This is a genomic window from Aestuariirhabdus sp. LZHN29 (genome assembly GCF_049985285.1).
Classification (GTDB): domain Bacteria; phylum Pseudomonadota; class Gammaproteobacteria; order Pseudomonadales; family Aestuariirhabdaceae; genus Aestuariirhabdus.
This window is the reverse complement of the sequence record NZ_JBNIEU010000002.1, coordinates 567,365-591,670: the sequence shown is the minus strand read 5'-3', so window position 1 is coordinate 591,670 and position 24,306 is coordinate 567,365. Positions and strand designations below refer to the sequence as shown.

The 24,306-nt window shown below is 57.4% G+C and carries 22 protein-coding genes; 14 read left to right on the top strand and 8 right to left on the bottom strand.

All coding sequences use genetic code 11. The features are described 5' to 3' along the window. Window positions 1-4: 4 nt before the first annotated feature. The 3 genes from ACP3PW_RS09410 to ACP3PW_RS09400 all read right to left on the bottom strand — a co-directional run bounded on the left by ACP3PW_RS09410 (window position 5) and on the right by ACP3PW_RS09400 (window position 2,896). Window positions 5-1,258, bottom strand: a complete 1,254-nt coding sequence (locus ACP3PW_RS09410) for an ABC transporter substrate-binding protein (RefSeq protein WP_426416442.1) — start codon at window positions 1,256-1,258, stop codon at window positions 5-7. A gap of 510 nt (window positions 1,259-1,768) precedes the next feature. Continuing rightward, complete coding sequence (locus ACP3PW_RS09405) at window positions 1,769-1,999, bottom strand: hypothetical protein (RefSeq protein WP_426416441.1); 231 nt, start codon at window positions 1,997-1,999, stop codon at window positions 1,769-1,771. A gap of 162 nt (window positions 2,000-2,161) precedes the next feature. After that, entirely contained in the window at window positions 2,162-2,896 is a 735-nt protein-coding gene (locus tag ACP3PW_RS09400) for a hypothetical protein (protein WP_426416440.1), read from the bottom strand. Window positions 2,897-3,134: 238 nt separating this feature from the next. Between ACP3PW_RS09400 and ACP3PW_RS09395 the strand changes: the two genes are divergently transcribed. The 8 genes from ACP3PW_RS09395 (at window position 3,135) to ACP3PW_RS09360 (ending at window position 10,190) form a co-directional block, all read left to right on the top strand. Continuing rightward, window positions 3,135-3,530, top strand: a complete 396-nt coding sequence (locus tag ACP3PW_RS09395) for a DUF5064 family protein (RefSeq protein ID WP_426416439.1) — start codon at window positions 3,135-3,137, stop codon at window positions 3,528-3,530. 117 nt (window positions 3,531-3,647) lie between these two features. Then, window positions 3,648-4,499, top strand: coding sequence for a deoxyribonuclease IV (gene nfo / locus ACP3PW_RS09390; protein ID WP_426416438.1), 852 nt, complete (start codon window positions 3,648-3,650; stop codon window positions 4,497-4,499). A gap of 135 nt (window positions 4,500-4,634) precedes the next feature. Beyond that, on the top strand, window positions 4,635-5,072 hold the full coding sequence (locus ACP3PW_RS09385) for a DoxX family protein (protein ID WP_426416437.1): 438 nt from the start codon (window positions 4,635-4,637) through the stop codon (window positions 5,070-5,072). Between the two features lie 97 nt (window positions 5,073-5,169). After that, window positions 5,170-5,856, top strand: a complete 687-nt coding sequence (locus tag ACP3PW_RS09380) for a pirin family protein (protein ID WP_426417028.1) — start codon at window positions 5,170-5,172, stop codon at window positions 5,854-5,856. Between the two features lie 166 nt (window positions 5,857-6,022). Further along, a complete protein-coding gene (locus ACP3PW_RS09375; protein ID WP_426416436.1) occupies window positions 6,023-7,261 on the top strand; it encodes a hypothetical protein in 1,239 nt (412 codons plus the stop codon). A gap of 507 nt (window positions 7,262-7,768) precedes the next feature. Beyond that, the gene (locus ACP3PW_RS09370) at window positions 7,769-7,945 is read left to right on the top strand and encodes a transposase (RefSeq protein ID WP_426417027.1); all 177 of its coding nucleotides are present in this window, start codon (window positions 7,769-7,771) and stop codon (window positions 7,943-7,945) included. A gap of 38 nt (window positions 7,946-7,983) precedes the next feature. Continuing rightward, window positions 7,984-8,478 (top strand): YcxB family protein, encoded by a 495-nt coding sequence (locus tag ACP3PW_RS09365; RefSeq protein WP_426416435.1) that lies wholly within the window; start codon window positions 7,984-7,986, stop codon window positions 8,476-8,478. Window positions 8,479-9,113: 635 nt separating this feature from the next. Next, window positions 9,114-10,190, top strand: a complete 1,077-nt coding sequence (locus ACP3PW_RS09360) for a KamA family radical SAM protein (RefSeq protein ID WP_426416434.1) — start codon at window positions 9,114-9,116, stop codon at window positions 10,188-10,190. A 94-nt stretch (window positions 10,191-10,284) separates the two neighbouring features. Here the strand turns inward: ACP3PW_RS09360 and ACP3PW_RS09355 are convergent, their stop codons facing one another. The 3 genes from ACP3PW_RS09355 to ACP3PW_RS09345 all read right to left on the bottom strand — a co-directional run bounded on the left by ACP3PW_RS09355 (window position 10,285) and on the right by ACP3PW_RS09345 (window position 15,209). Then, on the bottom strand, window positions 10,285-11,901 hold the full coding sequence (locus tag ACP3PW_RS09355; RefSeq protein WP_426416433.1) for a protein adenylyltransferase SelO: 1,617 nt from the start codon (window positions 11,899-11,901) through the stop codon (window positions 10,285-10,287). Between the two features lie 72 nt (window positions 11,902-11,973). Further along, entirely contained in the window at window positions 11,974-13,347 is a 1,374-nt protein-coding gene (locus tag ACP3PW_RS09350; RefSeq protein WP_426416432.1) for a sigma-54-dependent transcriptional regulator, read from the bottom strand. Continuing rightward, a complete protein-coding gene (locus tag ACP3PW_RS09345) occupies window positions 13,344-15,209 on the bottom strand; it encodes a sensor histidine kinase (protein WP_426416431.1) in 1,866 nt (621 codons plus the stop codon). Before ACP3PW_RS09345 ends, ACP3PW_RS09350 begins: the two co-directional genes overlap by 4 nt. Before the next feature lie 174 nt (window positions 15,210-15,383). On the opposite strand from ACP3PW_RS09345, the gene ACP3PW_RS09340 reads away from it, so the two are divergent. From ACP3PW_RS09340 to ACP3PW_RS09320, 5 genes are all read left to right on the top strand, one after another. Next, entirely contained in the window at window positions 15,384-17,033 is a 1,650-nt protein-coding gene (locus ACP3PW_RS09340) for a SulP family inorganic anion transporter (RefSeq protein ID WP_426417026.1), read from the top strand. Between the two features lie 83 nt (window positions 17,034-17,116). Next, on the top strand, window positions 17,117-17,620 hold the full coding sequence (locus ACP3PW_RS09335; protein ID WP_426416430.1) for a CBS domain-containing protein: 504 nt from the start codon (window positions 17,117-17,119) through the stop codon (window positions 17,618-17,620). A gap of 71 nt (window positions 17,621-17,691) precedes the next feature. Next, a complete protein-coding gene (locus tag ACP3PW_RS09330) occupies window positions 17,692-18,465 on the top strand; it encodes a hypothetical protein (RefSeq protein WP_426416429.1) in 774 nt (257 codons plus the stop codon). An 8-nt stretch (window positions 18,466-18,473) separates the two neighbouring features. Beyond that, window positions 18,474-19,118 carry a class II aldolase/adducin family protein gene (locus ACP3PW_RS09325; protein WP_426416428.1) on the top strand — a complete coding sequence of 215 codons (645 nt, stop codon included), beginning with the start codon at window positions 18,474-18,476 and terminating at the stop codon, window positions 19,116-19,118. After that, window positions 19,118-20,551: a hypothetical protein gene (locus tag ACP3PW_RS09320; RefSeq protein ID WP_426416427.1), complete on the top strand. Its 1,434-nt coding sequence runs from the start codon at window positions 19,118-19,120 to the stop codon at window positions 20,549-20,551. Before ACP3PW_RS09325 ends, ACP3PW_RS09320 begins: the two co-directional genes overlap by 1 nt. A 31-nt stretch (window positions 20,552-20,582) precedes the next feature. On the opposite strand, the gene ACP3PW_RS09315 is transcribed toward ACP3PW_RS09320, so the two are convergent. Beyond that, entirely contained in the window at window positions 20,583-21,146 is a 564-nt protein-coding gene (locus tag ACP3PW_RS09315) for a Tll0287-like domain-containing protein (protein ID WP_426416426.1), read from the bottom strand. Window positions 21,147-21,441: 295 nt separating this feature from the next. Here ACP3PW_RS09315 and ACP3PW_RS09310 point away from each other — a divergent pair, with 295 nt between their 5' ends. Then, on the top strand, window positions 21,442-22,836 hold the full coding sequence (locus ACP3PW_RS09310; RefSeq protein WP_426416425.1) for an NAD(P)/FAD-dependent oxidoreductase: 1,395 nt from the start codon (window positions 21,442-21,444) through the stop codon (window positions 22,834-22,836). A gap of 77 nt (window positions 22,837-22,913) precedes the next feature. On the opposite strand, the gene ACP3PW_RS09305 is transcribed toward ACP3PW_RS09310, so the two are convergent. Continuing rightward, window positions 22,914-24,038 (bottom strand): extracellular solute-binding protein, encoded by a 1,125-nt coding sequence (locus ACP3PW_RS09305; protein WP_426416424.1) that lies wholly within the window; start codon window positions 24,036-24,038, stop codon window positions 22,914-22,916. Window positions 24,039-24,306: the final 268 nt, after the last annotated feature.

The window sequence follows — 24,306 nt, the reverse complement described above, 5'->3', positions numbered from 1 at the left end:
GTGGCTACTGCAACACCAGCGGTTTTTTCGCCCTCTTACGGACCTCAACCCACTCATCATAGGTTCGCGCCGCCTCATTACCAGAAAGGGAATCGATCACCTCAAAGTAATCCAGGTTGTATCGATCACTGAAAACATCGGCCAACTCCCGACACCGCACCGCATACACCGTTTGCACATTCTGGTGATCAAACTTACGCCAGCTTTGCTCATCTTTCAGCAGTGAGTAACTGTGTCCTTCCAGCGAACGAATCACATCACGAGTTTCAAAGCTCTGGGCTCGTTCAACGGCATCTTTATACTGGTGCAAAATACTGTAAGCTGACGCCGCCGAGCTGGATGGATAGCTGGAATAAAGACGCGAATACTCCTCAACAAACTGCTTACCCTTCGCATAATCATAGATATAGGGTACATTCCAGCTCCAGGGCACCGCACCGAGCACGCCTGACATAACCGTAGGACCTGCATCGCGCACCATACCGAGGGTCAGGTTGGGCACCACGATCTGCATCTCTTTTTTCAGGCCCATGTTGTAGGCGAGACTCAAGCCACGCACCATATCGTTGCCGAAAAGCACCAGCACCAGCACATCGGCGTCGGACGCTTGTGCAGTGGCCAGCGCCTCCTTAAAGTGCTTGGCGCGGGATTTTGGAAAAGGCGTTTTAACCCCGGGGTGAGCTGCCGTATCGGTGGTATTGGTAAAGATACGTAGCGACTCTTCGGTAGACCAACCCCAGGTGTAATCGGCGGTAATGTAGAAAAACTTCTTGCCCGCGTAGTTCGCATTCAGATGCTTGGAGAGAACCTTGGAAGACATCCACGCGTTGTAGGTCTCCCTGAACATATGGGTGTGGCCTTCTACACCGGTCGTGGTATTGGAATAGGTCAGAGTGCCGAAATAGGGTACGTTCAGCTCTTTGGCTTTTTTGCCCGACGCTATTGCCACCGCGCTGGAGGAGCCGCCAAACACCATACGTACGCCTTCGTTACGCACCATATCGTCAACGTTTTTTACCCCCTTGCTGGGGCGCGAGGAGGTGTTACGGCTGACCATCTCAACTTGACGCCCGAGGATCCCCCCGGATCCGTTAATTTCGTCCAACGCCATCAGAGCGCCGCGCATCTGTTCGAGACCCTGCTCTTTGTAGTGCCCTGTCTTGGGGTAGTTCAGACCAATCTTAACGACCTCATCGGCTGCCTGAGCAGCGATAGTGCAAAAACCTGCTAGCAGAAACAACCACCTACATGCCTTCATGCCATATTCTCTCGTTATTATTCTGGTGAAGCGTCGATCGTTCCCTGAAACAGGGCAGTTTCCGATAGCGCATCGAGGCCGCCAGGAGACTGCGTGAAAGCGGGCCCGAAGAGAAAAAACTTCACCGCCCTGCAAGGAAAACTCCCCTACCCCCAATTACTCTACCTGCTACCCCACTGACCAATTATTAGCCTTTGGTCTTAAAACATTCGACAGTCATCCAGAAAAGTCTTAGTGCGGCCTAGCAGCATGAAGTAAAACGGAAACGATGTCATGGCCTTGGATCATTTTTTTTGCGCTTGGTCACCCTCTGGTGCGGCCCCGATAAAACCCTTTCTTAACAGCCGCAAAAAAGGGAGCTTGCGCTCCCTTAACATTTTCGGCGGTAGCCATACTCATGCATCGCCAGTACTGGCCCGGCTCATCTTGCTCATCTCTATGCCAACCGGGCACCATCCCAGCCCCTAACCCGGCAATCAATCGAGCTGACGAGATCTAGCCAGAAAAAGATCAGGCACTGAGATCGATCTGGGTGCCTACCCGGTTATCCTGATCCTGGATCTGCTGCTCCTGCTCCGCCTGTTGACTCTGCTCAACTTGCTGCACCTGGGCGACATCATCTCTGCGCTGCTCTGCCTGCTGCGCGTCCTCCAACTGCTGGCGCTGCTGCACCCTGTCCTGATTTTGCGCACCGGTGCTTGGCGCAACCGGAGTTGATACGGAAAGTCCTTCTACAGCCATGATCAAAACCTCACTCGTACTGAATCGTTAAACTAAACCGCTATGGAGAGAGTATACTCCGGTTTTCGCCTGTTTTTTCACCTGTTGTGGCACTTTCATCAGACCTGTTGGGTTTTAAACACCCACTCTTTCTGCCTTTCAGATCTAAACAGATCCCGGTTTCTAGCGACCAGACGAGACCAACAATACCCCGGCTGCCGCCATTAAAGGCAGCAATCCCAGCACGGATGCCAGCTCATACAGGGGGTGCATGCCCACCAGATGCCGAAAAACCGAATACAGCAAAACCACCAGCACGGTACCCGCACCTATGCGGGATACCAGCCAATGCCGCCATAACAGCAGGCCCGCAACGGTCAGCAGCCACCAGGCAGGCATATCAAACGAGTTGACCTTGGCCATACCATAAAACAGCCCTCCTATAACCAAAGGGACTACCAGCGCAGCCTTCAGCAGCCCCGCCTCCATCGCCGGGGGGGCTTCCGATTGATGGCACAACAGAACAACCACCACCAGCGCGACACCTATATCCACTGCCCTCACCAACAGGGCCGGTGATGTATAGGTCATCACATCCAGCTCCACCATCGGTACCGTCATCACGGGCAGAGCGGCGATGCGCATACCCCCCCCCGCGAGCACCACCCACAACACGACTCGGGTAAAACGATTGATCAGCAACAACCCCCCCGCCGCGCACTGGCCCAGGGCAAGCACCATCAGCAGATCCCTGTGAGTGAACCCGCCCCGCAGCACAAAGCGCTGAAAAAAAGCATTGATACGCCCCTGGCTGCCATAAATCGCTTCCATCAACTGCGTCTGGGCGTTCCCCTGCGCCATAGCCACCAGCAAGGCAGCGCCGCTACCAACCAGCATCAGCGCGATACTGTACCGCAAGAGATCGTGCCCCCCTAACCGCCACTTTATTCGGGCCTGCTCCACAAAAAAACACCTCCACTGCCAACCAACCCTGTGTAACAGGTGACCCCGATGACCCGGTACAGCTTTCATGAGCGCAAACCTAGTGTTCGAACGCAGGGGAAATATCATACAGCCACCCTGTTAGCAGGCCTGACAACAGGCTTTTGATCTCCTACTATGGGACTATCACCACCATGACTAAAGGGAGTAATCCATGGCAGTTACCCAATTTGACCCCGTCACTTACCAGCTGGTTAAAGCCGATGGCCATAGCTTTCACGCCGAAGTGCAGGCCAACATTAGCACCGACTCCAATGACACCGAACACGCCGTCAAAATAGCCCTAAACGTGAAGATGGCCGATGGCCGAACCCTGAATAGCGATTTCACCATGCGGCGGGATATGGCGTTTAATTTCGCTCACCGCACCCGGGAAGAGCTACGCCATATGGGCGTACTGGGAGAGGGCGAACACGCGGTCAACGCTTCCCCTATTTTCATGCAGTCCAAAGCCTACGATGAACTGTTCAAGAAGGTGCGGGAAGCGCTCAATATCGACCCCACCGAGACCATTGACCTGGACCGTTTTCTGCATAGTGGCGATTCATAACCCCGCTGCTTTAAAGCCGTGAATCTAACGCGATGCATTAAAATCAATCCCGGCGTCGAACATCAATCGGGTTTACCGGTATAATCCACCGCTTCTCAACCTGACGAGGAGCGGTCCATGAAGTACGTCGGAGCCCATGTAAGCGCCAGCGGCGGTGTGGCCAACGCCCCACGCAACGCCAAGGCGCTGGAAGCCAATGCCTTTGCCCTGTTTACCAAAAACCAACGTCGCTGGGAGGCTCCGCCGCTCAGCACCGAGGTGATTGATGAGTTTCGCAGCACCTGTGACGAACTCGGCTTCAGGCCCGAGCAGATCCTGCCCCACGACAGCTACCTGATCAATTTGGGGCACCCGGAGCGCGACCCGCTGGAAAAGTCCCGTGCCGCCTTTATCGACGAGATGCAGCGCTGTGAACAGCTGGGGTTGATCTACCTCAACTTTCACCCCGGCAGTCACCTGAAACGGATCCCTATTGATGACTGCCTGGCGCGCATCGCCGAGTCGATCAACATCGCCCTCGATGCCAGCCAGGGGGTTACGGCGGTGATCGAAAACACCGCCGGGCAGGGCTCCAACCTGGGTTACCGGTTCGAGCAGCTCGCCCAGATCATCGACGGAGTCGAGGATAAATCGCGGGTGGGTGTGTGCCTCGATACCTGCCACGCTTTCGCCGCAGGCTACGATCTGCGCACCCCTGCCGACTGCGAGCAAACCTTCGCCGACTTCGCGAGTATTGTTGGCTTTCAATACCTCAAGGGGATGCACCTGAACGATGCCAAGATCAAACTCGGCAGCCGGGTTGATCGCCACCAGAGTCTGGGCAAAGGCGAGATCGGTCTGGAGGTGTTCCGCTACATCATGGGCGACAAGCGTTTTAACGGAATTCCCATGGTGCTGGAAACCATCGACTCCAGTATCTGGGCCGAAGAGATTCAGCTACTGCGACACTTCGCCCTGGAAAACCCATAGTTTTAGCCGTCATAAAATCAATCAAATGATTTGAACAATTTGACCGAAACGCTCCGCTTTCTTCATCGGGGATAGGCACCTAATCTGGTGCCACTCTATCCACCCTGACCCCTGTCTTTATCGCGGAGCAACACCATGAACAAAACCCTCTTTCATCGAATTCTGTCCAGCAACGCCGGCATCGCCGCCCTGATTTTGCGCATCCCGGTAGGTATCATCCTTATCGCTCATGGTGCCCAGAAACTGTTTGGAGCCTTCGGCGGCTACGGCCTCGAAGGCACCGGGCAGTGGATGGCCTCCATCGGCCTCGAACCCGGCTATCTGATGGCCCTGATGGCGGGTAGCGCCGAGTTCTTCGGTGGCATCGCCCTGCTAGTGGGCCTGCTCACCCGCCCTGCAGCTTTGGTCTGCGCCGTCACTATGGTGGTCGCTATACTCGCTGTGCATATTGGTAATGGCCTGTTCCTCAGCAATGGCGGTTACGAGTTCGGCCTCGCCCTATTGGCAGCTACCGCTTCACTGGCCTTTAGTGGTGCCGGTTCGCACTCCATTGATGGTTTACTGAGTCGTTAATAGCCGGGTTAACGAGTAATGAGCAGGGGCCAGAATAGCCGGGTTAACGAGTAATGAGCAGGGGCCAGATTTCGCCCCTGCGGGAGAGGTATACGTGATGATCAGTGTCCGAAAATCCAGTGAGCGCGGCCGTGGCGACTATGGCTGGCTGCAGACCCGCTACAGTTTCTCCTTTGCCGACTACTACGACCCGCAGCAGATGGGCGTCTCGGCGCTACGAGTGATTAACGACGACATGGTTGCCCCCGGCATGGGGTTCGACACCCACCCCCACCGCGACATGGAGATCATCACTTACATGCTTCAGGGGCTGATCGAACACCGCGATACCATGGGGTTCCATACGACCCTCAAAGCGGGGGAAGTTCAGGTAATGAGCGCGGGTACCGGAATTGAACACAGCGAGCATAACCCCTCACCGACAACCCCTCTCCAACTGCTGCAGATATGGATTCAACCCGACCGGGTCGGCGCCCCTCCTCGTTACGACCAAAGGGATTTCAGCTCCAGCGAGGGCATCACCCTGCTGGTGTCGAAAGATGGCCGACAGGGCAGCCTGCCGATTCGCCAGGATGCGCAGATCTACCAACTACGACTACCGATAGGCCAACAGCGTCTGCCGCTAGAAACAGGCCGTTCGGGCTACCTGCACCTCATTTCCGGCACACTCACTGTCGACGGCTCCCACTTAACCCCTGGGGACGGTGCCACCGTGCAGGGGTTGGCTGAGGTACACATGGCTATCACAAGCCCGATCGAAGCCCTCTGGTTTGATCTCCCGTAGCCTTCACTTTACAAGGCCACCCTACTGTCCATCGCCGCCCACAGCTCCTGTCACAATCACTAATTGATGCAGTTCAGGCTACAGTTGTGTGATGACATCTATACCCGTTAAAACACCCACAGACTCCAGGCCCTGTTTGGGGGCGCTCCCGACCTGGAGCGCGGATATGGAACCGGGGCACTGGTACCGCCTATCGGGCAACCGCCCCGACCTGCAGCTGCCGCCCACTCCGCCGGGCACCCGCTACCTGACCGATGGTGATCCCGCCTGCGATCCCGCACTGAACCCCGCCACCTCGCTGCCCGCTCGGCTGCGGCGCCTCACAGGGCGTTACGCTAAGGCACCCTGGAGCGGGCGCGGAGATTTTCGCTCCATCACCGAATGCTGGAACGGAGCGGTGCTGGCTACCCGCTTCGGCCCCAATGGCGCGATGATCTGCTTTGGTGGCGGGCACAACGACTATTTCGGCTCCGATGTGCACGCCTTCGATCTGGCAGCTCGACAGTGGTCTCGAATCTCAGACGGGTATACCAGCGGACACAATAACGCCTACGGCGCAGGCGCCAACTACCCAACTGCCTGCTACCCGGATGGCTCTCCCCTGCCTCCCCACACCTACGGTTATGTGCAATACGATCCCATCGGAAACGATTTTATGCTGCTTAAAGGCCAGCAACAGCTGGGGCCCGATGTCGTACCAACGCCGATTCCTCACCTGTTTAACCTGGAGACAAAACGGTGGCGGCGGGGTCCAAAACACCCCGCTGCGGCACTTAACTCAGCAGGCTTCAGCGCCTGGGACTCCGCTCGCAGAGTGCTGTGGGGACACTCCGGCGACGACGGCAACAGCTTCACCGGCTTCTACCCCGACGGCAATAATGGCGATGGCAGCTGCGGCCACTGGGGTCCATGCTACCCGAGCAAGCTCCCGCACAAGGCGGATCATAACGTCATGGCTTACGACCCCAGTCGAGATCTGCTGCTAGTCGCCTGTCACCAATCCAACACCCTGCTGGCACTGAATCCGGCCCGACCTGCGGAGCCGCCCGTGGTACTGGAGAGCTCCTCCCCCATCGCCATCAGCCCCTTTGCTGCTCTGGAATACAGCGCAGTACGCGAGCGTTTCATCTACTACTCGGCCCTCGATGGCAGCGCACCCTATTCGATCAGCGCGCCGCCGGGCGATGACTGGGGCGCGTGGACGAGCGGGTGCTGGCGGTGGCAGCCGTTGGTGTCACCCCATAATACCCTCGACCCGATCGCGGATGCCGCGCGCCATAGTCGCTATACCAACAACAACCTCAGCCATACCTTTGGCCGTTTTCGGGTTGCCCGCTTTGGGGGGCGCGAGGTCGCCATCCTGGTGCGGCATGTTGATTCGCCGGTGTATGGGATGCTGCTTTGACGGGGGGCGTCCTGCTGGACGACGTCACCTCTTTGCGCGCGGCAAAGAAACGGAAGCAAAGAAAGCGCGCCCCCACTTCATCGGCCTTCGGCTGCACTGCGCATCGTCCCAACCCCTCGTCATACTCGCGTAGGCGGTATCCACGGCTCGATTAACGTCCTTTCGATTCTTACGTTGTCATACTCGCGTAGGCGGGTATCCAGCATTTGTCGCGTACCCACAAACCCATAGGTCGGGCTTTAGCCCGACAGTTCTGTTGCTTGCTTGGAGGGAGCGGCTACGCCGCGTTGGGCTTTGCGTCGCAAAGGGGGTTGACGGGACTCGCCCCGTCGGGCGACTTCATTTCTTTGCGCGCGGCAAAGAAACGAAAGCAAAGAAAGCGCGCCCCCACTTCACCGGCCTTCGGCTGCACTGCGCCGCGGCTTTCGGTATCGGGCGTTCCCAGCGGGCCTCCTGCCCGCACGGAACGGCTCGACATCCCTGTGTCGCCCCTTCGGGCCTTAATCGATACCGAAAACAGCGCCTTGTCGGATCAGAGGGAGAATAGGCGGCTCCCTGCTCCCTGCGGATCAGGCTGTAAGTCGGACTGATAAGGAGGGAAACACCACCGCATCGGTTGCGCGCGAGCTGGGGTTCAGTCCTCAGCAGATCTACAACTGGCGACGCCAGTGTTATCCGTTATAGTGCTACTACCAATTAACCGGACACAACACGTGGTTTCCATGCAACCCTTTACGACTCAATTCACCCTATCCCGAGATTACCTTGCTGAGTGTTTTGATCAGTCTTTACCCTATGGAAAAAATGCCAAGCCCAATTATCTATTTCCTGCCTTATTGTTTGTTGCTGGTGCAGGATTACTGGCTTTTACCGAGCAACCCAAGGTCATAGGCATCACGTTAATCGCCTTGGCTGTTCTGGAGCTGGTTCATATTCGATTTCGGCGAGCCTGGTGGTTAATACGGCAGATGTGGGGGAGAAGTGCGGGTAGTAAAGTGACATTAACCATCGATGACGATGGGATCCGAACAGAGAACCCTCATACACACACAGCGCTACTATGGACAGAGATCAAGCACGTCATTGAAACCGACCGGGGGCTTATTCTGGTGGCGATATCTGGCGGTCGGCAATACCTGTCCAAATCGTTATTGCCTGCCGGGTTAATAAGCGAGATGGTTGCCAGAAATAGGGATTCAAGCCGGATGCCAGAGTAGACGAGCAAAGGGGTCGAATCGAATATTTTTTGATCTTAACCAATGCGCCTCCCCCTTAACCGGCGACCCCAGCAGCTCCCAGCCCCACCTTCCAATCCGCAGCAGCCAACGCTCCAGCAACTAGAGGATCAAATTGAATCTCTTTTGACCCTTTCGGCCATGCCTGACAAAAAGCTGGCTACTCGCTACGCCCTTTAACCTCCCCTGAATCGATACCTAAAAACAGCGTCTCGTCGGACTAAAGAGGGGCTCTCCCTGCACCCTTTGTACTGAGCAATTCACACCCGCCTCGCGTACAGGCTGAAGGGGTTCACACTTTAGGTGAATGTCAGCGCCGGCTTTTTGACTTGTAACACCTAAATCTTTATCCTTTGAGCTCTAATTATTACCTCCCGCAGGAAAATGCTTTTTACCTCTCCCTATTTTGCGATGTCTCGGGCTGACAGCGCTCTACCCTCCGCTTCCACCCCCGCTATTTCCGCTATTTACCTGCTGACAAGCCACATCTTTCCCTAGGCACCTTCACTTTTCTTTTTGGCTCACCCATCACTCCCGCGATGACAACTTTCTTTCGTCCGCTAAAAGTGATTTGAGCTCTATTCTTTTTAACTCTAATTAACCTTTAAGGAGACCCCATGGCCGAAGAATGGCTGAACCAGATCCGCAACAACATCAAGACCGTCGCTCAGCTGGAAGAGTACGTAAACCTGACCGACGCGGAGCGAGCTTCACTGGAGCAGATGGAAACGATCTGGGGAGTAACACCCTACTTTGCCGCACTGATGGATCGGGACGACCCCAATTGCCCCATCCGTCAACAGGTGATCCCTTCGCTGCAGGAGCGGGAGAACGTCCACGGCATGCAGGACTACCTGATCTGGAAGGAGAACCGCGCGACCGAGGAGAAGCGTCCCGACAGTATCGCGCGCCAATACAGGGATAAAATTGCATTTACGGTCATCGACAAATGCGGTATCTACTGCCGCCACTGCTTCCGCAAGGAGGTGATCCTGGGGGACGAACTTAATTTACGATTTGACGTCGACGAGGGGCTGGAGTGGATCGCCAATACGCCAGAGATCCGCGATGTGCTGATTACCGGAGGGGACCCGCTACTGCTCTCCGATGCCAAACTCGAGTACCTGATCGGCAAGCTGCGGGAAATTCCCCATGTCGAGATGATCCGCATCGGCTCTCGACTCCCCATCGTGCTTCCTCACCGGATCACCAAGGGTCTGATGAAGGTGCTGAGGGGACAACACCGGGTGCCGATCTGGCTGAACACCCAATGCAACCACCCCAAAGAGATCACCGAGCATACCGCCCGAGCCGTCTACGATTTAATTAGCTGCGGCGTCAACGTCGGCAACCAGACCGTATTGATGAAGGGAATCAACGACGATGTCGACACTTTCCGCACCCTCAATCAGAAGCTGCTCAGTATCCGCATCCGCCCCTACTACCTTTTCTATTGCGAAGCAGCGCCGGGCATCGATCACTTTCGCACTCCCATCGAGAAGGGTGCCGAGCTGATCCGCGATGCGCTGCGCGGCCACACCACCGGGCTGGCCCAGCCGATGTACGTGGTGGCGACCAATATCGGCAAAATTCCGCTGATGCCCGACTACAGCATCGTCGACAAGAACGACGAGTTCTATACCCTGCGCAACCATAAGGGCGAAACGACCCGGCTGCCCACCATTCACGAGTAGACGCAGGGTTGACTGTGGCGCTGGGGACATCTACCCGCGCCGCAGCCCAACAGCGTCATTTACCGCTTCCCTGGTATCAGGGTGGGGCGACCGGTCATGAACTGCACGACAGCATGGAGCAGCCTGCGCGCTGGCGCGCCCATTCTGGGCGACGCTTGGCGTAGTGCGCAAATTGCGGTTGTTCATCGTAGGGTTTGCGCAGCAGTTCGAGCAGGGTCCGGACCTCGCTGTAATCCCCCTTCTCCGCCAGATCAATCGCCTGCTGCGCGAGAAAGTTTCGTAGCACATAGCGTGGGTTTACCCGATTCATCGCAGCAGCCCGCTCGCCATCACTGATCGGTTGCAGCCTCAGGCGCTGCTGATAATCCCGCAACCAGGCGGCGATACGGCGTTCGATCCCACCGGTTAACTCCTGCGGACGATAGAAAGCCTCCCGCAGCGGTGCCAGCAGCTCCCTGTCGTCCAACGCCAAACCTGCGTCACTGGTTTCAATGCTCGCCAGAGAGCGAAAGAAGATCGTCATATCGGTTTCGGTCAGGCGCAACAGGTCTTGCAAACGAACAATCAACTGTTCGTCGGCCCGGTCGCGCCAACCGTCGAGCCCCAGCTTATCGGCCATCATCGCCTGCCACTGCTGCTGATATGTGACAGCGTACTGATCCAGCGTCTTTTGCAGGAGATCGGTATCACCGAACAGCGGGCTAATCCCATTGGCTAGCTGGTAGAGATTCCAGTGGCCGATCTGGGGTTGCTGGCCATATCGATAGCGGCGTTGCCCTGCATCGGTGGTGTTCGGGGTCCAGTCCGGGTCATAACCCTCCAGCCAGCCATAGGGGCCGTAATCGATGGTGAGCCCCAGTATCGACAGATTATCGGTGTTCATCACCCCATGCACAAAACCCACCCGCATCCAGTGCACCATCAAGGTCGCGGTGCGCTGGCACACCTCGGCAAACCAACGTCCATAAACCGCTTCGCAGGGCTCGCCCAATTCGGGAAAATCACGTTCGATGGTGAAATCCACCAAGCGCTTTAACAGCTCATGCTCCTGGCGGGCGGCATGGATCTGGAAATTACCGAACCGGGTAAACGATTGCGCTACCCGGCAGACCACTGCGCCCGGCTCGTAGCGGGCATTGCCGTCGTAAAACATGTCACGCATGACCGTTTGACCACTATTGACCAGACTTAATGCGCGGGTGGTAGGCACACCCAGATGGTGCATCGCTTCGGAGCAGAGAAATTCTCGCACCGACGAGCGCAGCACCGCCAGCCCATCGGCGTTGCGTGAATAGGGAGTGGGACCCGCCCCCTTGAGTTGCAAGGTGTAGTGCTGACCCTTTTGATTAACGATTTCGGCCAGGTTGATCGCACGACCATCCCCCAACTGCCCCGCCCAGTTACCAAACTGATGACCACCATAACAACAGGCCCAGGGGGTCATCCCCGGCAACAACTCGTTGCCACTGAACAGTCGCAAAAACTCATCCGTTTGGCAGGCCTCCGGCGCCAGATCCAACAATGACGCCACTTCGGGGGCGCAGGCCACTAGTGCAGGGTTCGGCACCGAGGTGGGCGCTACCCAGGAGTAACAGGCCGCGGGCACCTGGCGACGATAGTTAGCAGATTCGGGGTCGGCGGGTAACGCTTTCAGGTAGGCGTTATCAAACCGCCAATGCTGAAAAACACCCGAGGTATCAGATGCAGACATAGCTCTCTCGTACGCTTCGGCGCCAAGCGTGGGTCAGGTTATCGCCGCTTAAGCACAGATTTCGAGCACTGCTCACTTATAGTCGAGGCGATCGAGATCGTGCTTTTTCATCTTATCGTAGAGGGTCTTGCGAGCAAGGCCAAGGGCAACCATGGTTTCCTTGATACTGCCCTTATGGCTCTGCAGGGATTCGTGAATCAACGAGCGCTCGAACTGGTCGACCCGCTCGGACAGGGTGCGACGGCTCTGGATCTCGTCCCCCATCCCCTGCTCCGCCAACGCCAGGTTCGCCTCGTCGCCGAGCAACACATAGCGCTCTGCAAGATTACGTAACTCTCTCACGTTTCCTGGCCAATCGTGCTGCAGCAACTGATGCATACGCTCTCCCGGCAAGGGAATTATCTCCTGCTGATAACGAGCGGAGGCGATCAGGGCGAAATGTTCAAACAGTAAGGGCAGGTCTTCCAGTCGATCACGGAGCGCTGGAATGTCGATAGTGACGATATTAAGGCGATAGAACAGATCACTACGAAACTGTCCCTCGTCACTCAGCTCTTTTAGATCCACCTTGGTGGCAGCCACGATACGAATATCCAGCGGTATCAGCTCATTGGAGCCGAGGCGTTCCACCATGCGCTCTTCGATTACGCGCAGCAGTTTAACCTGTACCGCCATCGGCATACTCTCGATTTCGTCGAGAAACAGGGTGCCGCCATTGGCGTATTCGAACTTGCCGACTCGAGATTTGTCGGCCCCGGTAAAGGCGCCGGCTTCGTGACCAAAAAGTTCGCTTTCAATCAGGTTTTCCGGCACCGCTCCACAGTTGATCGCGACAAAGTTTTTCTCGCGTCGGTTGCTGTGCTCATGCAGATAGCGGGCAACCAGCTCCTTACCGGTTCCCGTTTCACCGTTGAGCAAAATATCGGTTGGAGCACCCAGCACCTGATGAATAATTCGTCGCATACTCTGGATACTAGGAGTGTTGCCAAGAATTCGTGGTCCCGGCGCGTTTTGCGCCTCGATCTCTCGGCGAAGATTGCGGTTTTCCAGGGTCAGGTTGCGTTTTTCCAACGCACGTTTCACGACATCCACCAGCAACTCGGAGGCGAACGGCTTCTCAATAAAATCGTAGGCACCGTCGCGGATCGCAGTGACCGCCATGGAGATATCGCCGTGGCCGGTGACCAGAATAACCGGCAAGTCGGTGTCGATCTCCCGTATCCGCCGCATCAACTCTATACCGTCTATGCCCGGCATATTGATATCGCTGACAATAACTCCGGGCCAATCAACATCCAGCTTGTCCAGCACCTCGGCAGCCGATCCAAAGCAGCGAATGGAGTAATCCTCCAGCTCCAGGGTTTGCTGCACAGTGACCCGGATATGGTGCTCATCATCAACAAAGATGACAGGTCCTTTAAATTCGATCTGTTCGGTTTCGCTCATGCGATCTGAATACCTTCTTGCATCTGGCTTTGTTGCAGCTCAATACGGAACACAGCACCTCCCAGTGGATGATTTTCCGCCACCATGGTGCCCCGCATCGATTCAATAATTCTATGGGATATCGACAACCCCAGTCCGAGCCCCTGGGTAACGCCCTTGGTAGTAAAGAAAGGCTCAAAAATTCGTTCCAACAGCGCCTCCTCAATACCCTCTCCGCTGTCGTGCACCTCAATCGTGACGCGGCCCTCTTCACAGCCGAGCATAACATTGAGTCGCTTGACCTTTCCGTTCTCCATGGCGTGCAACGCATTGGACAGCAGATTGATCAGCACCTGCTCCAACCGCACCATATCCCCCAACACGTAGAGATCAAGTTGTTCGCCATCAATCGTGCACTCAACATTCTGCTGCCGCATCTGTGGCGCGATGATATTGATGGCCGCGTTGAGCGATGCGTTGACGGACACCGACACTCGGGTCCCCGAACTCTTGCGGGAAAAGACCTTGAATTGCGCGACAATTTTACCCATGTGACCGGTCAGCTGGACGATCTCCTCCAGGTTAGCCCGGGCGTTAACTTCCCTGCCTCGCTGAAGAAATTTGCTGGCATTTTCTGCGTAACTTCGAATCGCTGCCAATGGCTGGTTGAGTTCATGATTGATCCCAGCCGACATCTGCCCCATCACCGCCAGCTTGGCCGCCTGTATCAGTTCATCCTGGGTTTGACGCAACATCTGCTCAGTTCGTTGTCGCTCCTCCACCTCATCCAGCAGGCGCCGGTTGGTTTCGGAAAGGTCGGCGGTGCGGCTAACAACCCGGCTCTCCAACAGATCATGGGCGTGGCGTAAACGACTGACATTGCGTACCCGCTCGACCAAAAAAAGCAGCAACAGCACGACAATAATATAGATCGCCGCACTGATAATAACGGTCGTTAGCACCTGATTCCTGACCGGCTGGGTGGGACTGAACAGGTATACCTGCCAACCCGCCCGGCTCATCTCCAGGCTATTAACCAGAAAAATGCTGGTGCGGTTATTCTGGTTGATGGTGGTTATCTGCGCCGATGAGTCCCGTAACGAATCTGGCATATCCCCCGGGCGGGCGTTGAGCGTTCCCATGGGCTGGTCCCCGTAGCGTCGCTCCTGGCGAATACGCTGCCAATCGACGGCGCCCAGAGGCTGCAATGAATGATAGAGCCACTGCGAACGGGTTGAGATAAAAACGATACCGTCGGGGTCGGCCACCACCAGATCGGGTTCATCCGGCAAACGCTCACTGCTCCACTGGGCCTCGACATCGCGCAAGCTGATTTTAATCACCACCACGCCGATGATGTCTTCGGCGTCGGTAATCGGGTAAGAGAAATAGTAACCCCGCTGGCCGGAGGCGATTCCCAGCGCGTAGTAGCGCCCCCCTCGACCCTCCATTGCCTGAGTAAAGTAGGGGCGGAAACTGTAGTTATTACCGATAAAGGTGGTTGGCAGGTTCCAGTTACTCGCCGCCACAGTGGTCCCCTGGCTATCGAGCAAGTAAATATCCGAGGTACTGCTGATTTCGTTCATTTTTTGCAGGTATCGATTGAGCCGCTGTGAAACCAGTTCGTCGCGCTTGTCCTGCAAAAAGTTTTTCAATAGCGGGTTGGTGGCCAAGAGTTCGGGAATAAACTCGTAACGACTCAGAGTAGACTCAAGGGAGTTGGTATAACGCTTTAACTGCGCTTCGCCGCTCTCCTGCAGCCGATCATAGGCGACCTGGCGCGCCAGAGAACCACTCACCCAGACCAGCAGCAGAAAGAGTAATACCAGCCAGCCGACCATCAAGGCACTGCGACGGTGTAGAAAAGTAATCAAGTCTGACACGGGGAATCCAGGTAGAACGCGGGCTGGGACGCCATTTTAGCACGCCGGAGGCCGAGCTTTAACCTTCGCGTGTGCCACCAAAGTCGATTGTGTCCTGGCCACAAGCTGCCCTAATATACCCTGTTAGCCTAAGCACATAAAATAACAACAATCGGCGGGAGCGCATCAGTGGTCATGATCCACGGCATGCATCGCAGAAATATACGCGGGGACATTCTAGGAGGCGTTACGGCCGCCATCGTGGCGCTGCCGCTGGCGCTCGCCTTTGGCGTCTCTTCCGGTGCCGGCCCCATCGCCGGGCTCTATGGAGCCATCGTGGTCGGCCTGTTTGCATCGTTGTTTGGCGGCACCCCTTCGCAGATCTCCGGCCCGACCGGTCCAATGACCGTGGTGATGCTCGCCATCTTCACCGACTATATCTCCCGCGATCCCGTGCACGGGCTGGCAACGGCCTTTACCGTGGTGATGCTCGGAGGGCTGCTGCAAGTACTGTTTGGCCTGTTGCGCCTCGGCAAATACATCACGCTCATGCCCTTCCCGGTGATATCGGGTTTTATGTCGGGGATAGGCGTCATCATTATTATTTTGCAGCTAGCCCCCTTTATGGGGCTGCCGCCCGTCGCCGGCGTGCTGCCATCCTTACTGGCGGTACCCGACATGATCCGGGAGGCCAACCCCCCCGCACTGCTGCTCGGAGCCCTGGCGCTGGCTATCGTGCTCAGTACACCGGTCCGTATCAACCGTATATTGCCAGCCCCGCTGACGGCACTGATTGCGGTTACTCTGCTTAGCATCACCCTGTTTGATAGCGATGCCGTGCCGCGTATCGGCGCTATCCCCACCGGTTTTCCGACGCTGGTGCTTCCCTCCTTTGAACCCGACCTGCTGCAGCACATGTTCGGCTCGGCCCTGCTGCTGGCCACGCTGGGATCGATCGACTCCCTGCTCACCTCACTGGTGGCCGACAGCCTGACCCGTACCGAACACGATTCAGACCGTGAACTCATTGGGCAAGGCATTGGCAACACACTGGCAGGCCTGGTCGGGGGATTGCCCGGTGCTGGCGCGACCATGCGCACGGTGATCAACATCCACTCCGGCGGCCGCACGCCCCTATCGGGCATCGTCCACGCCCTGGTGCTGCTGGCCATCGTTGCCGGGGCGGCTTTTCTTACGGAGCCGATCCCCCACGCCGTATTGGCCGGCATACTGATTAAAGTGGGCATCGACATTATCGACTGGCGCTTCCTCAAACGCGCTCATAAAACCCCACCCATTGTGATGCTACTGATGTATGGCGTGTTGATACTAACGGTGTTTGTGGACCTGATTACCGCGGTGGCGGCGGGGGTTTTTGTCGCTAATATGATCACGGTCAAACGCCTTACCGACCTGCAAACACGTTCAATACAAACCCTCACTGGACTGGAAACGGATCTCCCCCTGACCGAGGAGGAGCGCTCCATCATGCGCGCCTGCAAGGGCCAGATTCTGTTATTTCGCCCCGTAGGGCCAATGAGTTTTGGCGCTGCCAAGGGCATCGCCCACAGCCTCAACCGGGTAGAAAGCTATCGCTGCCTCGTACTCGACCTCAGCGCAGTTCCCCTGCTCGACCTGAGCGCCACCCTGGCCTTGGAAGATGTCATTCGCGAGGCCAAAGAGCAGCGCAAGACCGTGATGGTGACCGGTGCTGCGCCAGAAATTGACAGACTTCTGGGCAAACTGGGGATTTACGCTATGGTTGAGAACGGCATCAGTTACAACAGTCGACTGGACGCGCTGCAACAGGCCCAACAGATCGCGACTTCAATCGGTGAGGTTTGATATGGATCAGTTGACCCAACACACCTTATCCTCGACACTTTCCGATTACGGCTGTTGTGCCCAAAATTTCAAGGACTAGCCCCATGAGTATTTCCAACGACAACCCCCTGTTCCAACTTAAAGCGCGCCAACTGATGACTCCCGACGTTCTCAGCGTTTCAGCGCACTGGGGTATCGAGGAGCTGGCCAGCTTCTTCGCCGAATACAAGCTCTCGGGTGCACCGGTACTGAGCCGCGATGGCGCACTGGTGGGGGTCGTCAGCACTACAGACATTCTGCGCTATAGCAACAACCCTCAATACAAAAGCGAAGTAGTACGCAAGCGAAGCTACTACAACGAACAGGGCGCCAAACTGGCCACCGAAATTGAGGAGCTGGATTTCTGCCGTGAGCGCCAAGTCAGTGACATCATGACCGCACATATCATCTCCGTCGGCGGGGACGCTGGTGTGGAGGAGATCACCGATATTATGTCGAGCAATAATATCCACCGCATCTTCGTAACCGACGAGGATGAAGTGGTTGGTATTGTTTCCAGTATGGATATCATCCGTCTGGTGTGTCAGGCCTCTAAAGCCACCGCCTAAGTTTCCCCCGCTCCGCCAGAACCCACCCACGAAGAGTGCGGGGACTCTTTCCCCGCCCCCGCTTTGGTACCGTGCAAAAGTCCCCCGACGCTGTTGCACTGGATGCCAGCGCCTCGCACAATGACAGCATGAGCCTACGGATCCTGATCATTGCCTGCACGCTGCTGATCGGCGGCTGTGCTACCACCGCCCCCCTCCCCCAGACTACGCCCGGAGTGGCTGCCGATGCGCCCCAGCCCTCAGCCAAAGTGGCCGAGCTCGGATGGCGGCGTATATTGCTGCAGCACCAATGGGATAAGGAAAAAACACCCGACTGGAGCATGGATCTATTACTTGCTGGCGAACTGCTGGGCCCCGGCATCGACCGTTACCGCGACCAGCTACGCTACTGGCGTTTCCACCGCCGCGCCGGGAACGATTCGACCGGACACCAATTAAGCTTGCTGCTCTATACCGACCAGGCTACGGCCAGCGCCATCTATCAGCAGGTGCTCGATCACCCCTGGACACCGGAGCTACTCGCCACAGACCTGAAGCGCATCAGCCACCGGGGCATCAACCACAACAGTGAACCCGCTATCGCCGACCGCAGCGACCCCAACTGGAGCCCGGAGATGATGCGTGCCTGGCCCGCGTATATCACCGGTGTGAGCGAACTCTGGCTGGCCTTGATTCGCGATTACCGCAGTCAACAGCCGCTGCCCTCGGCCCTTGCTGCCGCGCGGAAGCGTTATGCAGCCATCGACAAGCGACTGACTGATACCTGGCAAGAGGAGGGGCAACACGCACTGCTGCACCACCTCAGCGCCCTGTTCGGCTACCGGCCGCTGCTGATTCGCTACTAGGGGTGAGCATGGAACGCGAAGGCGTCGTTAAATACCAGTGTCATCACCGCGAGCGTCCACTGCCGGCGGGCCTCAACCTGGACCCACTTAACCACTGGCGCCGCCAAATGCTACAGCGGGGCATGATTGGCCAAAGCGACTCCCGCTACCAGGGGCTGGGGTTTGGCAACATAAGCCAACGGCTCCCGCCGGAGGCCATGGCTCACCGCCCCGACGAATTTATTATCAGCGGCACCCAGACGGGCCACCTGGCTCAGCTCGATGCTACCAGCGTTGCACGGGTTGAACACGCCGACCCCCTAACCAACCAGCTCTGGTCGAGCGGCGACTGCCCTCCCTCCTCTGAAGCCCTGAGCCATGCCGTCATCTATCAACAGCGCCGCGGTTGTGGCGCGGTTATCCATGTACACTGCCCACTGATCTGGCAACGGGCCCTCGAACTGGAGCTGCCCTGCACCGGATCAGGCATCGCTTACGGTACTCCCGCCATGGCGAACGCTATCGCACAGTTGCTGCTGCGGGACGAAGGGATAATCGCAATGCTGGGCCACGAAGATGGCATCATCAGTTACGCCCCCTCCCTGGACACCGCCGCCCAGCACCTCATCGCACTGCAAGCCAAAGCCTCAACGCTTGCGGACGGGTGCCATTAATGAGAGCGACGGGACAACGCGCGACACTTCCCGTTGCCGTGACGTTTGCCTCGTTACTGCTAACCGCATGCGCCGCGATCGCCCCCCTTCCCAGCCCCGAGCCACAAGCTTGTGGCGAGCGCCTGGTGCAACTCCACCAGCAAGCCACTCAGGCCGGTATCGCCGATGGCCAGGAGCTGGCGCTGCCACCCTACCCCTACCTGCGCGCCAACCGCACGCTCTGGTCCCTACTGGGGCAGCTCGATAACGAGCATAAGCGCCGCGAATGGCTGGATCTAAGCGCTGAACTGGGGGCAGCGGCGCTGCGCAGCGATCACGCCAACTTAGCCAGCCGCAGCGATCTTCGAGCGCTGGAGCGCTGCCTGCAACAACAGGCGGAAAGTCTCGCTCTGGTTGCGGATTGGCCCGCCACATTGGCCGCGACCCCTTACCCCTCAAGCTATCGCGCGGAGCTGCAAGCACTTGGACTCTATCCCCTGACCAAATACCTGATGCGGTTGCCGCTGCAATCGCTTCACAACGAGTTGAGGGCGCGCTATGAACAAGGGCCCCAGCTGACCACCCGCACCTATCAGCCAGCCTCCCCCCTGTCCCTGGACCAGGACAGGGTGCAGCGATGGATGACAAGCGCCTACCGGGAAAGTCCGTTGTCGTTACCCAGGCTCAGTACCGAGCGACAAACGCAACTGTTGAACCATTATGCACCCCGCTGGCAGATCGAACAGGGCGGCTCCTTTGACCGCCCTGGCCGCCCCTACTGGAAGGAAGAGCTGGCGATGGTGGACAGCCAGAACCCCGTCACTTATACCCAGGCGGGCTACACCCGCTGGCAAGGCCAATGGCTGCTGCAGTTGAGCTACCTGGTTTGGTTTAGCGAACGCCCATCCACGGCTTGGGGGGATATTTACGCCGGCAGACTGGACGGACTCTACCTGCGAGTCACCCTCGATACCGAGGGTAAACCGATGCTGCTGGACAGCATCCATCCTTGCGGCTGCTACTTCTCGGTAATCCCGCTGCGCGATGATCTGCGCCTGCGCCCCGACGCTGAACTGGGAGAGCCGCCCTTGCTGCTGCCGCCGTTAGCGTTCGCGGCGGGCAAGCGGCTGCAGGTCTCCATAAGCAGCGGTGATCATATGCTGATCGGTGCCCAATGGGTCGACGCCGACCTTCCCGGCTCCCCCTACCTGCTGCAGCCCCAAAATAGCCTGCGCCACTTAGCAAATGGGGAGGGATCTCGCAGTCTGTACTCTCCGCCCTATGCCCTGGTGCACGGAACCCAGCGCCAGGAGGAGATACTGCTGTGGCCCAGCGGCATTCAGGCTCCCGGTGCAATGCGCCAGTGGGGGCATCACCCCATCGCCTTCAGCGCAATGCGTCACTTCGATGACCCTGACCTGCTGATACAACTGTTTCAGCCTGGCGAGCCCTAGTGGCGCGCCGCTGGGCAGGTAATCAGGCTCACTAAAAAATGTGCTTGCGCAGGCTAAAGGCTCCCCGCAGGTCTCCCTCGGAAAATCCCCGTGCCCGATCCTGCGGGTAGAGCGTATCGATTCGCGCCGCAACCTCTGGCGCGAGCTGGCTACCATGGCAGTTGAGGCACACCGCGGCCGTAGGGATCGCCTTCATGTAACGCAACTCACTCCCCCCCTCAGTATCAACGGTCTCGAACACCTCGAGGCTTGCCGGGCTCTCTCCCGCCCGCAGGCGTTGCTCGAACTGCTCCAGTACCGAGCGTTCCCAGGCGTCTGGCAGGTTATCCCTATTACGCACCTTCAGGGAAGTACGGCCGACACCCCAACCACTGGTCTGGGCTTGCTCGCTCGCGATAGGGGCTGCCTGGGTATTACACACATCGATAGCAGCGACCGCCCCCTCCTGCTTCATGGCCGGTTTAAGCACCCCTTGCAACTGACTTCCAAAAGCCTTGGTGATGGAGCGCGCTTCATCGAGTTGAGTATCCATATTGGCTGCCATCAGGTTCATGCTGGTAGCGGTAGCCGCCAGCGTCAGCAACAGTCGGTTCATCGTATCTCTCCTCAGGTTAGGTGGAGGACGATTGTAAGAATATCGCGCCACGGGGTATGTAACTTAGTCACCGTTGGTCACGGGAACCCTATCCGCCTGGGCTGACCCGGTAAACCTCCTGTAACCGCGAACACGCAACCCCAATACCGACTCGGTTCGCGAGCTCCTCCCACCCCATACCCTGTTGCGGTGTGCTCCCCCCCGCATAACCTCGTCAGGTTCGATGCCAATAGACCCAGCATAAACTCCGACGCCCCCATGATAAGATTCTGCCGGAACAACCCTAGGAGCCCCCATGGCCATTAGCTACTGGTTTGACAACTTGCCACCCACCCCCACCCGCGCACCATTGCAACACGCACTGGATGTGGATGTTGCCATTATCGGGGCGGGCTTCACCGGCCTGTGGACCGCTTACTACCTTAAGCAGCACAATCCTCAGCTGTCGGTGGCCATTGTTGAAGCAGACCATGCGGGCTTTGGCGCCTCCGGACGCAACGGCGGCTGGCTGATAGGCGGGATCGCGGGCGAGGGGAAGTACCTGGCCGCGCTGGATAGATCACAGTGTCGTGCGGGCTACCAACAGCTCTACGGCATTATTGACGAGGTCGAGCGGGTACTGCAAAAAGAGCAGATCGACTGTGACCTGACCCGTGGCGGCATGATCTACGCCGCCGCCCGTTACCCCGAGCAGCGCAGCCGTATTCAGGCAGAGCTCAAGGGGTTGTATGCCGACGGCCATACCGAAGAGGATTTTCGCTGGCTCGACGCATCGCAGCTGGCCCAACAGATGCGGATACACAATGGCTATGGCGGTATCTACAGCCCCCACTGCGCCGTGATCCAGCCCGCCAAACTCATACGTGGACTGGCCACGTGCGTCGAACGCCTGGGGGTTCAGCTATTCGAGCAGAGTTCTGTAATCTCCATCTCGGGTACTCATCTGTGCACCCCACAGGGAGAGATTAGCGCCTCGGTAGTGGTACCGGCGACCGAGGGCTTCAGCGATCGCCTGATGCAGATCAAGCGCTATGTGCTGCCGGTACAAAGCCTGGTGATTGCCACCGAGCCCTTGAGTGCCAGCTTATGGGACGAGATCGGCATGGAGCAGCGCCCCGCCTTTAGCGACGGCGGCCGTCTCACCACCTACGGCCATCGAGCCGCCGATGGCCGTCTGATCTTTGGCGCCCGCGGTGGTTATGAGTTCGGAGGCAAGGTGCGCCACCGATTCTCCCTCTCCGACCCGGAGTTTCGTCTGCGCGAGGATTTAATGCGTGAGCTGTTCCCCCAACTGCAGCAAACGAAAATCAGCCACGGCTGGGGGGGGAGCCTGGGAATGGCGCGCAACTTCGCCCCCTTTGCGGTGTTTGATCCCGCCAGTGGCGTCGCCAGTGCAGGAGGCTACGGCGGAGAGGGCGTCGGTGCCACCAACCTGTTTGGACGCACTCTCGCCGATCTGATTCTCGGGCGCGAATCCGATCTCACCCGTCTGCCCTGGGTGTTCACCCCGGCTACCCATCAGCAGGCACTACGGCGTTGGGAGCCCGAGCCCTTGCGCTGGATAACCTACAAAACCATCCTGACCCTGTTCAGCTGGGAGGATCGACTCTACCGCCAGCAATCAGCACCACAGCTGCTGAAAGCCCTGACCGGTGGCGTCTGTAACCAGCTGGAGCGACTGATTCATTGATCTGTTGAGCGCCTGTAGAAGGGCCTTCGGGTGATACCTGAGGGGCCTTTCTGCCAGCGACTTACATGTGTATCGACTTAATAGCCGTAGGGGTTTTTCATCGGGATTTGGCAGAAACGACCGGAGTGACAGTTGGCCGCTACCCAGAGCTTGCGCTTAACGCGGCGTGTCTTGCGATCAGCAGAACGCACTCCCTGCAAGCGGGACTGAACATCGGCCGAGGGATAGACCGCCGGGTCCTCCCTCACCTCTTCGTCCATCAACTCTAAACTGGCGGGTACCGCGTTGGGGTAGGCGACGTAATTGGTATTGGCCGCCGCTACATCCGGCTGCATCATAAAATTAATAAAGGCGTGTGCCAGCGTTTTTTGTTTGCTTGAGGAGGGTACGGCCATCACATCAAACCAGACCGCAGCACCCTCCACGGGAACATGATAAAGCACCTCTTCATTCTCGCTCGCATCCACATCAGCCAGGATATCTCCCGAATAACCAACCGCAAGGCACAACTTGCCTGATGCCAGGTCAGCACTGTACTGCGACGTGTGGAGGTATCGGGTATCGCCGACCGTACGCTTAAGCAGTGCACCGGCGGCCTTAAGTTCTTTGCCGTCGGTGGTGTTTACCGAATACCCCAGGTAGACCAGAGCGGATGCGAACAGTTCAGAGGGTTCATTCAGTAGCGCAATGCCACACTGGGCTGCTTTGCTGCGCAGTTCGTCATCGTACAACAGCGACCAACTGTCCATTTTGTCAGCGGGAACACCCTGTGCAGCCAGCATCTTTTCGTTGACCCCAAGCCCCGTGGTACCCCACATATAGGGAACCGCGAAACGGTTACCCGGGTCCTGCATCTGCAGCTGCTCCATGATGCCCTTTTCGAGCCCTTTGCGCATCGGCAAGCGTTTGTCATCTAACGGGGAGATGAGCTTGCGCGCTGAGAGAAAGGGGATCATGGCGCTGGGGGGAACGATAATATCCCAGGGCTCCTTCGCCTCCAGAAAGGTTTGCAAAAACTCATCCTCACTCTCAAACAGCTCGTAGACCAACTCGACACCCTGCTCTTGCTGAAAGCGCTCCAGCATCGCCTCATCGACGTAATCAGACCAGTTGAGAACCCGCAGAGTCTTGGCATGGGCAGGAATAACAACAAGGAGCAGAACAGCACTAATCAGGGCGGAAAGAGGGGAGCGGAACTTCATAAACACCTGCAATACCGGGAATACCGGCGCAATAATTGAGTAGACGGGTCAAATCACTGACGCAGTGTAGCGAAATGCCGAACACAATGCCTTGGTATTTTTTACGTTTTGTAGTTTTTATTAGACGACTGTCACATCGGGATATTAATTTACTTGTCACAACCCGAGCGCTATGGAGCGAACGCTAGCAACAAAATCACTAGCAAGAGGAACCTTTAACAAGGAGCGGGCGCCAAACCCAAGGCACCCCTGGCGTTATAAACGCCGA

Coding starts and splice junctions, on each gene's coding strand:
- ACP3PW_RS09305 (WP_426416424.1), bottom strand. CDS start 24,038: ATGAAGTTCCGCTCCCCTCTTTCCGCCCTGATTAGTGCTGTTCTGCTC.
- nfo (WP_426416438.1), top strand. CDS start 3,648: ATGAAGTACGTCGGAGCCCATGTAAGCGCCAGCGGCGGTGTGGCCAAC.
- ACP3PW_RS09320 (WP_426416427.1), top strand. CDS start 19,118: ATGAGAGCGACGGGACAACGCGCGACACTTCCCGTTGCCGTGACGTTT.
- ACP3PW_RS09350 (WP_426416432.1), bottom strand. CDS start 13,347: ATGAGCGAAACCGAACAGATCGAATTTAAAGGACCTGTCATCTTTGTT.
- ACP3PW_RS09410 (WP_426416442.1), bottom strand. CDS start 1,258: ATGAAGGCATGTAGGTGGTTGTTTCTGCTAGCAGGTTTTTGCACTATC.
- ACP3PW_RS09365 (WP_426416435.1), top strand. CDS start 7,984: ATGCAACCCTTTACGACTCAATTCACCCTATCCCGAGATTACCTTGCT.
- ACP3PW_RS09310 (WP_426416425.1), top strand. CDS start 21,442: ATGGCCATTAGCTACTGGTTTGACAACTTGCCACCCACCCCCACCCGC.
- ACP3PW_RS09315 (WP_426416426.1), bottom strand. CDS start 21,146: ATGAACCGACTGTTGCTGACGCTGGCGGCTACCGCTACCAGCATGAAC.
- ACP3PW_RS09405 (WP_426416441.1), bottom strand. CDS start 1,999: ATGGCTGTAGAAGGACTTTCCGTATCAACTCCGGTTGCGCCAAGCACC.
- ACP3PW_RS09360 (WP_426416434.1), top strand. CDS start 9,114: ATGGCCGAAGAATGGCTGAACCAGATCCGCAACAACATCAAGACCGTC.
- ACP3PW_RS09380 (WP_426417028.1), top strand. CDS start 5,170: ATGATCAGTGTCCGAAAATCCAGTGAGCGCGGCCGTGGCGACTATGGC.
- ACP3PW_RS09385 (WP_426416437.1), top strand. CDS start 4,635: ATGAACAAAACCCTCTTTCATCGAATTCTGTCCAGCAACGCCGGCATC.
- ACP3PW_RS09355 (WP_426416433.1), bottom strand. CDS start 11,901: ATGTCTGCATCTGATACCTCGGGTGTTTTTCAGCATTGGCGGTTTGAT.
- ACP3PW_RS09325 (WP_426416428.1), top strand. CDS start 18,474: ATGGAACGCGAAGGCGTCGTTAAATACCAGTGTCATCACCGCGAGCGT.
- ACP3PW_RS09340 (WP_426417026.1), top strand. CDS start 15,384: ATGATCCACGGCATGCATCGCAGAAATATACGCGGGGACATTCTAGGA.
- ACP3PW_RS09395 (WP_426416439.1), top strand. CDS start 3,135: ATGGCAGTTACCCAATTTGACCCCGTCACTTACCAGCTGGTTAAAGCC.
- ACP3PW_RS09375 (WP_426416436.1), top strand. CDS start 6,023: ATGGAACCGGGGCACTGGTACCGCCTATCGGGCAACCGCCCCGACCTG.
- ACP3PW_RS09335 (WP_426416430.1), top strand. CDS start 17,117: ATGAGTATTTCCAACGACAACCCCCTGTTCCAACTTAAAGCGCGCCAA.